A 12,185-nucleotide genomic window follows, 5' to 3' on the forward strand; every position below is an offset into this window, starting at 1 on the left:
AGTCTTCGCTATGAATTTTGTCTTGCAAGCACAGGGAATCACGAAGAGCTTTCCTGGTGTTCAGGCCCTGAAAAACGTTTCCTTCTCGGTCTCGCCGGGATCTGTTCATGCCCTTGTGGGCGAAAATGGCGCGGGAAAATCCACGCTCATGAAAATCATATCCGGTGCCCTCGCGAGCGATGAGGGCACGCTCTTCATCGATGGCGAGGAAAGAATCCTGAAAAATCCTCGGGAGGCCCAGGATCTGGGAATCGCCATGATACACCAGGAACTCACCATTCTTCCTCTGCGAAGTGTGGCAGAAAATATCTTTCTCGGCCGGGAACCACGAAAGGCGGGGGGGATCCTGCTGGACTACGCCGCTCTGCACACCCGTGCCACCGATCTTCTGAACCAGATCCACGTCTCCGTCGATCCCTCCAGACCCGCAGGAACACTGTCCATCGCCCAACAGCAGATGGTCGAAGTTGCCAAGGCTCTCTCGCTCAGGGCCCGCGTGATTATCATGGATGAGCCCACAAGCTCGCTCACGAGCCGGGAAACATCCACACTCTTTCAAATTATCGGGGAGCTGCAAAAATGCGGAATCGCCCTGATCTACATCTCCCATCGCCTGGAGGAGATCTTTTCCATCGCCGACACAATCACCATTCTGCGCGATGGCCAGACTGTGCACTCTGCTCCCACCGCAGATCTCACGCCTGATTCTGTCGTTCGATATATGGTCGGGCGGGAGTTGAAGGAGGTTTTTCCTCAGGGCAAAGATTCTCGGGGTGATACGATCCTGAGGGCAGAGCATCTCTCGGGACAGCGTTTCACCGATGTCTCCTTTTCGCTCCGTTCGGGAGAAATTCTGGGTGTTGCCGGCCTGGTAGGAGCGGGGAGGTCCGAAGTGGCTCGAGCCCTCATGGGCCTGGACCCCCTTCAGGGGGGCACGCTTCTTTTTCAAGGAGAGCAGATCGTTCCCCGTTCGGTCAGAGCCATGATGCGTCACGGCTTCGCCTTCCTTCCTGAGGACCGGAAGGCCGAGGGGTTATTTCTCAACATGAGCGTTCGCGATAACCTGGCTATTTCCATGCTCGACAGGGTCTTCCCCTTCGGGATTATCCGGCCCCGCCTTCTTCTCCGTCTTATCCGGGACTACTTTCATCGTCTCAATATCAAAACACCCAGTCCTCTTCAAAGAATAAAACATCTCTCGGGAGGGAACCAGCAGAAGGTCATCATCGCACGGTGCCTCTCGCTGAAGCCCCGGGTTCTCATTCTCGACGAGCCCACGCGGGGAATCGATATCGGGGCAAAATCCGAGATTTACACCATCGCCCAGGACCTGGCTGCCCAGGGCGTTGCGATTATCATGATCTCTTCGGAGCTACCGGAAATACTGGGAATCTCCGATCGTATCCTGGTGATGAGAGAGGGGAAAAGCGTTGCAATTCTCAACCAGGGTGAAGCAACACAGGATCTGATCATGCATAAGGCCGCAGGAGGCACATCGTGGGAATAGACAGCACACACCGAAGGTTTTCCTGGAAGGGAGCGCTCGCTCGCCACAGCTCCGCGCTTATTTTCCTGTTCCTCTTTGCCTGCTTCTCGCTTCTCTCGGGAAGATTTCTCCGGATCGGTAATGTCGTGAACATCCTTGAACAGTCTTCTCTTCTGGCTGTTGTTGCGATCGGGATTACCTTCCCAATCATTACTGGAGGGATCGATCTCTCTGTGGGGTCTCTGGTAGCGCTCTGCGGTGCTCTGGCGGCGGGGCTTGTTACAGGACACGCTGTTCCCGTCCCCCTGGCAATCGCGATGGTCCTCGCGCTGGGGGCCCTTCTGGGGGGAATCAACGGGTTCATCATCGTAGCAGGACGATTTCAGCCCTTTGTGGTTACTTTGGCAACTATGGCGATAACCCGGGGAGCGACCTTGGTATATACACAGGGAAGACCCATCTCGGGAATCCCGGCGTCCTTCACATTCCTGGGAGATCGCGTGGCGGGCATACCGGTCTCCCTCCTGATCCTCCTGATCATCCTGATTCTCTTCCAGGGCCTGTTGCGCTTCACCCCTTTTGGAGCTCACCTCTATGCCCTGGGAGGAAACGAGGAAACGGCGCGACTGGCCGGTATATCCGTCCACTGGATAAAGATAGGCGCCTATAGCATAAGCGGAGGCATGGCGGCCCTGGGAGGAATCATTCTCACCGCGCGGTTATGGAGCGCGCAACCCCAGGCTGCGGTGGGACTGGAGCTGCAAACTATCGCTGCAGCCGTTCTGGGTGGGGTATCCCTCGCGGGAGGATCAGGAGGGCTGGCAGGAACACTGCTGGGGGCGCTTTTGATGGGAACTCTCGCCAACGGCCTGAACCTCCTCGGTATTTCTTCCTATCTTCAGCAGGTAATCATCGGAGCAATCTTCATCGCCGCCGTCATGCTCGATCTGTGGACAAAAGAGAGGCATGGCGAATCATCGCAAGGAGCGTTATCATGACTGAAACCCACCGGCCCGCCAGAATTTTTGTCCTGGGCAGCCTCAACGTGGACCTGGTGGTCCAGGTCGATCGCTTTCCCCAGCCGGGGGAAACCCTCCCGGGACGAACCTTCCACACCTTTCCGGGAGGAAAAGGAGGAAACCAGGCTGTGGCTGTGGCGCGCCTCGGCGGGAGCCCCTCCATGGCAGCCCGTCTGGGAGACGATTCCTTTGGAGAGGAATATCTGGCCACCCTGATACGCGAGGGTGTCCAGGTGAACCAGGTAGAACGCATCCCGGGCAAGACTACGGGCACCGCCCTGATCGAGGTAGACCAGCGGGGCCAGAACCGTATCGTTGTTGTGGCAGGAGCCAATGAGTGCTGGGACGATCGGGCGGTCTCCATCGCTCTGGCGGGGATCGCCGAAGGGGATATTCTCCTGCTCCAACTGGAGATCCCCCTCCCTGCCGTGATCGAAGCGGCCCTCATCGCCTCACGGCGGGGAGCCCAGGTTATTCTGGACCCCGCTCCGGCACCGGAAGCCCCCCTTCCCCGGGAACTCCTGGGCGCCCTCTCCTGGTGTACACCCAACGAGCACGAGGCAGCCCTCATAACCGGGATCGCCACCTCCTCCGCCGGGGGACAGCGGGAAGCTGCCCTGGCCCTGGTGCGACACGGCGTATCCCGGGCTGTCGTGAAGGCCGGAGCCCGGGGAGCCTGGCTTGCCCTGGAAGATCGGGCAGAACTCCTCCCGGGATTTCCCGTGGAAGCCCGCGATACTACTGCAGCGGGCGATTCTTTCAACGGAGGGCTCGCCTGGGCGCTCTCACATCACTTCTCACCCCGGGAGGCCGTCATTCGTGCAAACTCTGTGGCGGCCCTCTCCACCACGGGGCTGGGAGCGCAGACGGCAATGCCCACGGCAGCCCAGCTGAGTTCCTTCCTGGAGAAAGCCGGGATCACTCCGGGGGAGCAAAAAAATCGCGATACCCCGGCCAGTGATCCCTGAAGGAGAAGAGCGGAAGAAGCGACCGATCGCCCACGCGCACGAGTCGCCCCACGTGACGGAATCCCAGAAAGGCCGGGGGGACTCCGGCGATCGCATCGCGGCCCATCACGATGCGCAGCACCCTGGAATGGTGCTCTTTAAACCAGGCCGCACCGGCTCGATTGAAAACCCGGGGCATGCCGAAGGTAACAACCGACATCTCGATCTCGGGAAGCCTCCCGACGAGATCAAAAAAGGCGATCACCCCCAGGGCACCCCCCCCGCTGTGGCCGACAAAGACGATCCGCCCGGGAGGATCCCGGGACAGCGCCTGGTGAAGGTCATCGCGGATACCCAGATATTTTTCCAGAAACCCCCGGTGGATCCTGACCGACGGCTGATCGCCGAAGGGAGGTCGTCGGGGAAGAAACCGCAGATTCTGTCCCAGATCGGTGCGATCCCCGGGAGCCTGGGAACCCCGGAAAATGACATAGAGAAGATCCCCCTTCCGCAGCAGTCCCCCCAGGGTGTTTGTCCCGTCGTGACGGATATACTCGAGGCTCCAACCCGTCTCGGGAAAGGTTTCGTACTCCCTCCAGACACTCCGGCACATCAGCAGAAAGCGATGGAACTCCTCCCCCCCGTATCCTCCCTCGCGCAACAGATCCTCCGGACGCTCGCCGGAGAAGAAGGTCTGACACGACAGGAGCAGCCCCAGCGCAGCCCCTACTATAACCCCCCTCCCCCCGGGGACTCCTGCGCCCCCCCTCACGGGTCATCTGTCCCCTGCAGCTCCCGATACACCTCCGTGATCGCGGGAAGGGCCTCCAGGAAGGCCGCAAATATTCGCGGATCGAACTGCGCCCCCTCCTCACGGGACATCATCTCCAGGGCCGCATCCAGAGGAAAAGCTTTTTTATAGGGCCTCGCCGTGGTCAGGGCATCAAAGACATCGGCCACGGCCACGATCCTCCCCGCCAGGGGGATATCTTCCCCGGCGAGGCCCCGGGGGTAGCCCCGGCCATCCCACCGTTCGTGGTGACCGGCCACAATCTCCCGAGCTGTTTTCAGGAGATCCCCGGAAAAACTCGCCGAAATACTGCGATTCATCGCCTCCACCACCGACTCGCCCTCCTCGACGTGACTCTTCATGATCTCCCATTCCGCCTCGTCCAGAGCTCCCGGTTTGGTCAGAATCGCATCGGGAATGGCGATCTTACCGATATCGTGCATCGGTGAGAACCAGAGAATCTCCCGGACGAACTTCGGGGTCACGGGGTATCCCCCGGAGAGAAGCTGCTTCGCGATCAGATAACTGTAGCGGGACATCCTGATAATATGCTCCGAGGTCTCGTTATCCTTCTTCTGAGCCAGCGCGACAAAGCCCTCGGCCGATTGTGCCAGAACCTGCTGCAGCAAGTAGGAATAGTAGAATCGTTCGCGCAGACGGGCCGCCACATCCATGACCAGCTGCGCGTCCCTGTCGCGATAGGCGTACGGTTCCCGGCTGGAGACAAAGAGAAACCCCAGGCAACGCCCCTGAATGTAGAGGGGCGCTGTGATGCTCGAGAGGAGTCCCTCCTGGAGAATCAATCGGGTAGCGCGGGACCGGTGGACGCGATCGTGATGTCTGGCAAGATCCCCGATAATACGCGCTTCGCCCCCTTCGGCCACTTGGGGAAGGGTGGTCTCCGACAAAACGGCGGAAAATCCCGGATCAAGATGCACCCGGGGCATCGCCGAGAAGGCCGATTCGGCGATCACGTTCCCGAAGGGATCAAGAAAGGCCAGGGCAACCCGATCACAGGGAAGGTGCGTCGCCAGGAGCGGGTGGAGCGCGCTGATCAGATCTTCCAGGGCACCTCCGGGAGCGAGATTCTCAAGACCCCGAAGAAGATCAGGTTTTCGGCGGCACCCCCGACCACTGCGAAGATCGCAGGCCAGACGACGCCACCACCTCACCAGAGGGGGAGGATCTCTGTCGATATTCATCGCCCTATGCTACGGGAAGATCCCGCCCCATGGCAACGTCCCCGGGACGGGGCCTCGGGCCGTCTCGACGTCTGGTTCTCTTGATTGGTGACCGGGATCACACGCTCACCCCCTCATCACCCCGGGATTCGAGCCGGGGTGATCCCCGTTGTGTTTCTCCCTCCTTTGAGGGTACAAGATAAAACGCCATGTTCTTCAGCACCTTTATCGGACTCTTCTTTCTCCTCACGCCCTTTTTTGTCCTCTCCTCATTTCTGGCACTCACCCAGGGGTATACCTCGGCCCAGCGACGCCGTCTGGCCCTGGAGGTCGCCCTGGGAACGATGGCCGTGGGGATCACCCTCTTTCTTCTGGGGAATCATATCTTCGCCCTCTTCGGGATCAATCTTCATTCATTTCGTATGGGCACGGGGATTCTTCTGATGCTCTCGGCGATCAATCTCGTCCAGGGGGGGAGCACGGCACCCCTGAAGGGGATCGACCGGGAGGCGATCTCGATCGTACCCCTGGCGATTCCCATCACCGTGGGCCCCGCCACGGTGGGGTACCTCCTGGTGCTCTCGTCGGAACAGACCGCACCCGCCGAAGCCGCGCTCACCCTGGGAGCCTTTGCCCTGGCCGCCTGCGCCGTGGGAACCCTCCTCTTTATCTCCTCCTGGATCGAACGGGTTCTGGGACGATCGGGGATTACCATCCTGAGTAAAATCACGGGGCTCATTCTCTCGGCCCTGGCAGCGCAGATGTTTATGCAGGGCTTTACCCAGTTCCTGTAATGGGTCACCATGCCCCGGTCACCAAAGACCACCAGCGGCACGGGACAGCAGAGCACAGAAAAAGGAGGCACCACGCGATGAATCCCCAGTGGAAAAAAGAGACCCGAGCAATCCAGGGCGGCTACCGGCCCGGCAACGCCGAGCCCCGGGTCACCCCCATCTATCAGAGCACCACCTACAAGTACGACACCGCCGAGGCTGTGGCCCATCTCTTCGATCACCCCGAGGAAGGCCATATCTACTCCCGTATCAGCAACCCCACCACGGAGGTGCTCCAGAAAAAACTGGCCGACCTGGAGGGGGGAATCGCCGCGGTGACCACCTCGTCGGGCCAGGCTGCAACGACCCTGGCAATCCTCAACCTCTGTCAGGCGGGGGATCATATCGTCGCCTCCAGTTCTCTCTACGGAGGGACCTATAACCTCTTCAATTACACCCTCCCCCGGATGGGAATCGAGGTAACCTTTGTAGACCAGGACCAGAGCGCCGCCGAGATCGAAGCAGCCTTCAGGCCCCGCACGAAGGCGATCTTCGGTGAGTCCATCAGCAACCCCGCCATGGAGGTTCTGGATTTCGAGAAGTTCAGCCAGGTTGCCCGCTCCCGGGGGGTCCCTTTTCTGGTGGATAACACCTTTCCCACACCCTTCCTCTGTCAGCCCCTGAAACTGGGTGCCCACATCGTGATTCACTCCACCACCAAGTATATCGACGGTCACGCCACCAGCGTGGGCGGGGCCGTCATCGACGGGGGAACCTTTCCCTGGGACAACGGGAACTTCCCCGCCTTCACCGAACCGGACCCCAGCTATCACGGCGTTTGCTACCACGAACGTTTCGCCAGCGCCGCCTACGCCGTGAAACTGAGTTATCAGCTCATCCGTGACCTGGGGACACCCCTGTCGCCCATGAACGCCTTTCTCACCAATCTGGGGCTGGAGACGCTCCATCTCCGCATGGAGCGGCACAGCCAGAACGCCCTGGCTCTGGCGCAATATCTCCAGGACCACCCTCGCGTCTCCTGGGTCCGCTACCCCGGCCTCCCGGGAAGCCCCTCGGCAGAACGGGCCCGGCGGTATCTCCCCAAAGGATCCAGCGGCGTGCTCACCTTCGGCATCACGGGGGGGCAGCCCGCAGGAGAAGCCCTGATGAACTCCCTGGAGCTGGCGTCGATCGTGGTCCATGTGGCCGACGTACGAACCTGCGTTCTCCACCCTGCCAGCATGACCCATCGCCAGCTCTGCCAGGAGGAACAGCAGGCCGCCGGGGTCTCGCCGGACCTGATCCGTGTCTCCCTGGGGCTCGAGCACATCGATGACATCATCGCCGATTTCGACCAGGCCTTCCGGCGCCTTCCCTGACCACTCCTGACGATTCATCGCCTCCCCGGGCGCTCTCGCGGGCGCCCGGGCTGCGCAAAACATCCATGTGGACCCGTCGGGTCGTCGCAATCCTGCAGGTTAGCCGTCCTTTTCTACGATTCCTGTGTTTACAAGTTTCTTCATCAACTCGTAGATGTCTTTCTTGTCACCGGATTTTCGGATTCCAACCGCAACTACGATCACCACAACCTGGGTATCTTCAACCCGGTAGACGATCCGATATCGTTGACCAGCCGCACGGACCGTCCTGAATCCTTTTAACGGCCCCAACAGCGGCTTGCCCATTAGAGCCGGCTCCTCCTTCAGCTGTTCAATCTTCCTGATGATCTGAGTTCTGGCGGTGGCCTCGACGCTCTTGATCATCTGAGTCGCCAACTCGGTCAGCTTGATTTTATACATCAAAGCCTTTCTTGAACTCCTCGAAATCGATCAGCTTCCCCTGCCGGGCCTGGGAGATTCCGATCTTCAAATCGTTGTAGCCTTCCGGGTCGGAAAGAATATCCAGAGTTTCTGCGATGCTTTCGTAGGTGTCCCACCGTAGAATAGCCAGGACTTCCTTCCCGTGATTGGTTACAGAGATCGTATCTTCATACGACATATCGGTTTCCAACGATGTTATTTTTCTTCGTGTCTCGGATATCGACATTTGCTTAATCACTGGTTTCTCCTCGTACGAAGCCTGCTCTATTTTGTACAATAATGCAATGGCATGATGTACATTTTGCGCTTCTCCGCTTCGCCCGCGACGTGTGTCTTTCGCTCGAGATAACCGGCGAGTTGGGTAATAGTCACCGCATAACGGATTCACGTGGTGTTGGGGCCCGCACTATTTGTTTATGAATCTGGGGATATAACCAAAATACTGTAGTTGAGACTTGAAAGAAAGGGGAACGGAAACCGGGCTCAGGGGAATTCCTGATTGCCTTTTGGGTGCTCAATCATTACACAGAAGACGGAGAACAGCCCCAAAATCGCGCGTTACCGACTTGGGAGTGGATTTGAGGAGCACAGGAAAAAGAGACCCGAGCAATCCAGGGTGGCTACCGGCCCGGCAAGGCCGAGCACCGGGCTATCCCCATCTATCAGAACACCACCGAAAAGCAGGACCCCGCCAGCTCTGCCAGGAGGAACAGCAGACCGCCGGGGTCTCGCCGGACCTGATCCGTGTCTCCCTGGGGCTCGAGCACATCGACGACATTATCGCCGATTTCGACCAGCCCTTCCGGCGCCTTCCCTGACCACCCCTGGCGGTTCATCGCCTTCCCGGGCACTCTCGCGGGCGCCCCTCCTTCCCGGCAGACGCCTTAGCCGTGCCCGGGCTCGTGATCATCGGCGATGGTAAAAACCGCCACGTGGTCGTCCACCTTGCGGACACTCTCGATATTCTCGTTCAGCAGGCCCACGGCCTCTTCCACAATCCGGTGCGTCTCCTCGGCGTGGTCCACCACCTTCTCCGCCGAGGATTCCACCGTCTCGGTGATCTTCACCAGCTGCTCCATATCCCCGACGATCTCCTGGCTTCCCGAGAGCATCACCCGCGATCCCTCGTGAACCTCCCGGGTGATCTCGCTTATCCCCGCCAGGGCCTGGAGCACCTGGGCGCTCCCTGCAGACTGCTCGTCGAGGGAACTCTGGATCTGCCCCTCAATAGCGGTAACGACCTCCACGGACTGGACGATCTTCTCGAAGGACTCCCCCGTGTTCCGGGAGAGCCCCACGGAACCCCCGATCGACTTTTCCAGGTTCCGCAGATTTTCCGAGATGATCTTGGATTGCTGGTTTGAGACCTCGGCGAGTTTTCTGATCTCCTCGGCTACCACGGCAAAGCCCCGCCCCGATTCGCCGGCGTGGGCCGCCTCGATGGCGGCGTTCATCGCCAGGAGATTCGTCTGGGAGGCGATGCCCTTGATAATCTTGTTTGCCTCCATGACGCTCCCCGACTGGTGCGAGAGGGAACTGATCATCTCCTGGAGACTGGCCAGGTCGGTGCTCCCCGAGGATACCACCGATCGAAGCGTCTCAAACTCCCGGGAGCTGTTCTGCAGAGAGTTTCCGATCGCCCTGATATTCGCCACCATCTCCTCCACCGCCGCAGCGCTCTCCGTACCGTGGGAGGCCAGGGAGGAAATCTTCTCATCCTGGGTCTCCACGGTTCCCACGATCGCCGTAACCGCCGCGAAGATCTCTGACACCAGACGGGATTGCTGGCCGATCACCTCCTGCACCTCGTTGGCGATAGCCGTGATATCCCCCGATGCCCGATCGAGATTCTCCAGCGAGGAGAGGAGGGTCCTGCCCTTCTCGTCCGTTACCTGGACGGCGCGCTGCATCTCCCGTATCAGGGGACGGAGGAAGAGGATAAACGTGTTGAAGTTCACCGCAACCTGGCTGATCTCGTTGCTTCCTGTGGCAGCGAGCTCGCGATTGACGATCCGGCCCTCGCTCAGGTCCTTCAGACTGCTCCCCAGAAGAACCAGGGGTCGTCCCAGTTTCCGGCCCAGAAAGGTGCTCTGCACCACCCCCAGCACCCCCGAGATAGCCAGCACCATCAGTAATACCAGGAGAATCTGCCGGAGAATGGGCACGATCACCTCCCGGGCGCTCACCACGGTAACCACCTGCCACTGGCTTCGATCCAGCTGGTGGATCCTCGCCAGATGGCGCTCTCCACCCAGGGAAGCCATCACCAGACGCGATCCCCAGTCACGCCGGTTCTGGAGAATCTCTTCCAGGGAACGCCCGATCAGATCGGTATCGGTGTGGAGAATAATCTCCCCCGCTGCATTGGCCACAAAGGTGGACGCGCTCTCGTAGTCGAGCCGCTGGTTGATCACCTCCAGAAAATCATCGATCCGGCAGTCCACGGCCACCACCCCCTGAGGGGCTCCCCCTTCGTCCAAAGCCCGGGAGGTGGAAAGCAGCCATTCCCGGGTATTGATATCCTGATAGGGATTCCCCAGGGCGATGGCAGAACCGGCAGCGATCGCCTCGCGATACCAGGGACGGCTGGTGGCGTCGAAATCGTCGGGAGGGGTATAGCCCTCGATCAGGAGCTCCCCTCCCGCGTAGCCCGAGTAGACGTAGGTGATGTTGGGGTTCGCCCCGGCAAAGCGGGTGAAGAGATCCAGCGCCTGGGCGCGGTTCTCGCCGGAACGCATCGCCCCGATCACCCCGGGGTGTTCTGACAGAACGTTCACGGTGTTGTAGATCTCGGTGAAAAATCCCTCGATAAAGGTGGAGATCGCGTTGTTTCTCTCCACAATGTAGACCTCGGCCCGATTGGCGTGGGCCCGGTAGAGGGGAATCGCCAGGGCCGCCGCCAGACCGCAGGAAATCACCGAGAAGGTTATCAGCACGGAAAAGAGGATCTCCTTCCCGATCGTCGTTGTGCGGGATCGCTTCATGTTCACTCCTTGCCGATGCCCCCTGCCAGAGCATCACCTGGGCCCCCGGGTGAAGAGTTTTGGTGTCAGGATCCTCACCGGAAACATCTCTTATTTCATAGTAGGGGAGAACCAGCGATGATTCCAGAAAAACCCGGTAAAAATGACAAAAAGGTATGACCGGGCATCATACCTTCGGCTCTCGCCGGAGCAGAAAACCCGCAAAAGATCGCAAGGAACTTCATACTTGCCGGTTCTCCCGATCGGTCCCTACAATGCCTCATGGTACGAAACGGGGGGCCCATGAAACGAAAACACCTGCCCATGGTGGTGACCTTCCTCGCTCCCTGCCTTCTTCTCTATGGAGGACTCTTCCTCTATCCGGCGGGTCGGGCCTTTTACGTGAGCCTCTTCGACTGGAGCGGCTTCACCGCCGACATGCGGTTTATCGGCCTGGGGAACTTCCAGGAACTCCTTCGGGACCGTCATTTCTGGCGGGTTGTCATGGCCAACAGTTTCGGCATCATCTTCTTCGGGGGGATCCTCACCTTCGCCATCGCCTTTTTCCTGAGCGGCCTCATCGCCACCGGTCCCAGGGGCAAGGGCTTCATGCGGGGGCTGATCTACTTCCCCTCAATCATCAACCCCGTGGCGGTGGCGATCCTCTGGTCGTTCATATACAACCACCAGTACGGTCTGCTCAACGGCTTCTTGCGCGCCATCGGCCTGGGTCACATCCAGCCCACCTGGACCGCTCCGGAGACGCTCTTCTGGGCGATTCTGGTTGCTCTGGTATGGATGTACTCGGGATTCTATTTTGTCATTCTCTCGTCGGCCCTGGAGCGGGTGCCGCCCGATCAGATCGAATCGGCCAGAATCGAGGGCGCCTCGGAGGTGCGGATCTTCTTCTCCGTGAAAATTCCCATGATCTGGGATGTGCTGATCACCACCATCATCTACTGGTGTATCGCTGCGGTGAAGGAGTTCTCCCTCCTCTACGCCTGGGGAGGCGGCGTGGACGTTCCCCAGGCGGGCGCCCAGAACCTGGCCACCTATATGTATATCACCGCCTTCGGACGGCGTGTCACCATGTACCGCATGGGCTACAGCACCGCCATGGGCGTGGTGATGTTTCTGATCGTGGTGGCCTTCTACCTGGTGATCACCAGGGTAACAAAGCGGGATGAGATCCAATACTGATCTGCC

At 59.7% G+C, this 12,185-nt stretch carries 12 protein-coding genes; 7 read left to right on the plus strand and 5 right to left on the minus strand.

The window, feature by feature from the left end; genetic code table 11:
* Positions 1-10 precede the first annotated feature (10 nt).
* From B071_RS0106010 to rbsK, 3 genes are read left to right on the plus strand one after another with little or no spacing between them, the layout of a single operon-like run.
* Complete coding sequence (locus B071_RS0106010; protein WP_018526202.1) at positions 11-1,507, plus strand: sugar ABC transporter ATP-binding protein; 1,497 nt, start codon at positions 11-13, stop codon at positions 1,505-1,507.
* Positions 1,498-2,484 (plus strand): ABC transporter permease, encoded by a 987-nt coding sequence (locus B071_RS0106015; RefSeq protein ID WP_018526203.1) that lies wholly within the window; start codon positions 1,498-1,500, stop codon positions 2,482-2,484. The genes B071_RS0106010 and B071_RS0106015 overlap by 10 nt, the downstream gene beginning before the upstream one ends.
* On the plus strand, positions 2,481-3,473 hold the full coding sequence (rbsK, locus tag B071_RS16220) for a ribokinase (RefSeq protein WP_018526204.1): 993 nt from the start codon (positions 2,481-2,483) through the stop codon (positions 3,471-3,473). The genes B071_RS0106015 and rbsK overlap by 4 nt, the downstream gene beginning before the upstream one ends.
* Here rbsK and B071_RS0106025 read toward each other — a convergent pair.
* Together B071_RS0106025 and B071_RS16225 are read right to left on the minus strand one after the other, a co-directional pair.
* The gene (locus tag B071_RS0106025; RefSeq protein ID WP_026245028.1) at positions 3,424-4,224 is read right to left on the minus strand and encodes a lipase family protein; all 801 of its coding nucleotides are present in this window, start codon (positions 4,222-4,224) and stop codon (positions 3,424-3,426) included. The genes rbsK and B071_RS0106025 overlap by 50 nt on opposite strands.
* Positions 4,221-5,444, minus strand: coding sequence for an HD domain-containing phosphohydrolase (locus tag B071_RS16225; RefSeq protein ID WP_018526205.1), 1,224 nt, complete (start codon positions 5,442-5,444; stop codon positions 4,221-4,223). Before B071_RS16225 ends, B071_RS0106025 begins: the two co-directional genes overlap by 4 nt.
* A 188-nt stretch (positions 5,445-5,632) precedes the next feature.
* Between B071_RS16225 and B071_RS0106040 the strand changes: the two genes are divergently transcribed.
* Both B071_RS0106040 and B071_RS0106045 read left to right on the plus strand, forming a co-directional pair.
* Positions 5,633-6,217 carry a MarC family protein gene (locus B071_RS0106040; protein WP_018526207.1) on the plus strand — a complete coding sequence of 195 codons (585 nt, stop codon included), beginning with the start codon at positions 5,633-5,635 and terminating at the stop codon, positions 6,215-6,217.
* A gap of 77 nt (positions 6,218-6,294) precedes the next feature.
* A complete protein-coding gene (locus B071_RS0106045; RefSeq protein WP_018526208.1) occupies positions 6,295-7,575 on the plus strand; it encodes an O-acetylhomoserine aminocarboxypropyltransferase/cysteine synthase family protein in 1,281 nt (426 codons plus the stop codon).
* Between the two features lie 99 nt (positions 7,576-7,674).
* On the opposite strand, the gene B071_RS0106050 is transcribed toward B071_RS0106045, so the two are convergent.
* Together B071_RS0106050 and B071_RS0106055 are read right to left on the minus strand one after the other, a co-directional pair.
* Entirely contained in the window at positions 7,675-7,995 is a 321-nt protein-coding gene (locus tag B071_RS0106050) for a type II toxin-antitoxin system RelE family toxin (protein WP_018526209.1), read from the minus strand.
* Complete coding sequence (locus B071_RS0106055) at positions 7,988-8,194, minus strand: type II toxin-antitoxin system Phd/YefM family antitoxin (protein WP_245534061.1); 207 nt, start codon at positions 8,192-8,194, stop codon at positions 7,988-7,990. The genes B071_RS0106050 and B071_RS0106055 overlap by 8 nt, the downstream gene beginning before the upstream one ends.
* 394 nt (positions 8,195-8,588) lie before the next feature.
* On the opposite strand from B071_RS0106055, the gene B071_RS20255 reads away from it, so the two are divergent.
* The gene (locus B071_RS20255) at positions 8,589-8,834 is read left to right on the plus strand and encodes a PLP-dependent transferase (RefSeq protein WP_094354942.1); all 246 of its coding nucleotides are present in this window, start codon (positions 8,589-8,591) and stop codon (positions 8,832-8,834) included.
* A 66-nt stretch (positions 8,835-8,900) separates the two neighbouring features.
* Here B071_RS20255 and B071_RS18330 read toward each other — a convergent pair whose 3' ends face one another.
* The gene (locus B071_RS18330; protein WP_018526212.1) at positions 8,901-11,000 is read right to left on the minus strand and encodes a methyl-accepting chemotaxis protein; all 2,100 of its coding nucleotides are present in this window, start codon (positions 10,998-11,000) and stop codon (positions 8,901-8,903) included.
* A 282-nt stretch (positions 11,001-11,282) separates the two neighbouring features.
* On the opposite strand from B071_RS18330, the gene B071_RS0106070 reads away from it, so the two are divergent.
* Positions 11,283-12,179, plus strand: coding sequence for a carbohydrate ABC transporter permease (locus B071_RS0106070; protein WP_018526213.1), 897 nt, complete (start codon positions 11,283-11,285; stop codon positions 12,177-12,179).
* Positions 12,180-12,185: the final 6 nt, after the last annotated feature.

This window comes from Alkalispirochaeta alkalica DSM 8900, from assembly GCF_000373545.1.
Taxonomy (GTDB): domain Bacteria; phylum Spirochaetota; class Spirochaetia; order DSM-27196; family Alkalispirochaetaceae; genus Alkalispirochaeta; species Alkalispirochaeta alkalica.

Excerpts from the sequence above, each read along its gene's own strand:
- B071_RS0106010 (WP_018526202.1), top strand. The coding sequence starts at position 11 with ATGAATTTTGTCTTGCAAGCACAGGGAATCACGAAGAGCTTTCCTGGT.
- rbsK (WP_018526204.1), top strand. The coding sequence starts at position 2,481 with ATGACTGAAACCCACCGGCCCGCCAGAATTTTTGTCCTGGGCAGCCTC.
- B071_RS16225 (WP_018526205.1), bottom strand. The coding sequence starts at position 5,444 with ATGAATATCGACAGAGATCCTCCCCCTCTGGTGAGGTGGTGGCGTCGT.
- B071_RS0106040 (WP_018526207.1), top strand. The coding sequence starts at position 5,633 with ATGTTCTTCAGCACCTTTATCGGACTCTTCTTTCTCCTCACGCCCTTT.
- B071_RS0106045 (WP_018526208.1), top strand. The coding sequence starts at position 6,295 with ATGAATCCCCAGTGGAAAAAAGAGACCCGAGCAATCCAGGGCGGCTAC.
- B071_RS0106050 (WP_018526209.1), bottom strand. The coding sequence starts at position 7,995 with ATGTATAAAATCAAGCTGACCGAGTTGGCGACTCAGATGATCAAGAGC.
- B071_RS0106055 (WP_245534061.1), bottom strand. The coding sequence starts at position 8,194 with ATGTCGTATGAAGATACGATCTCTGTAACCAATCACGGGAAGGAAGTC.
- B071_RS18330 (WP_018526212.1), bottom strand. The coding sequence starts at position 11,000 with ATGAAGCGATCCCGCACAACGACGATCGGGAAGGAGATCCTCTTTTCC.
- B071_RS0106070 (WP_018526213.1), top strand. The coding sequence starts at position 11,283 with ATGAAACGAAAACACCTGCCCATGGTGGTGACCTTCCTCGCTCCCTGC.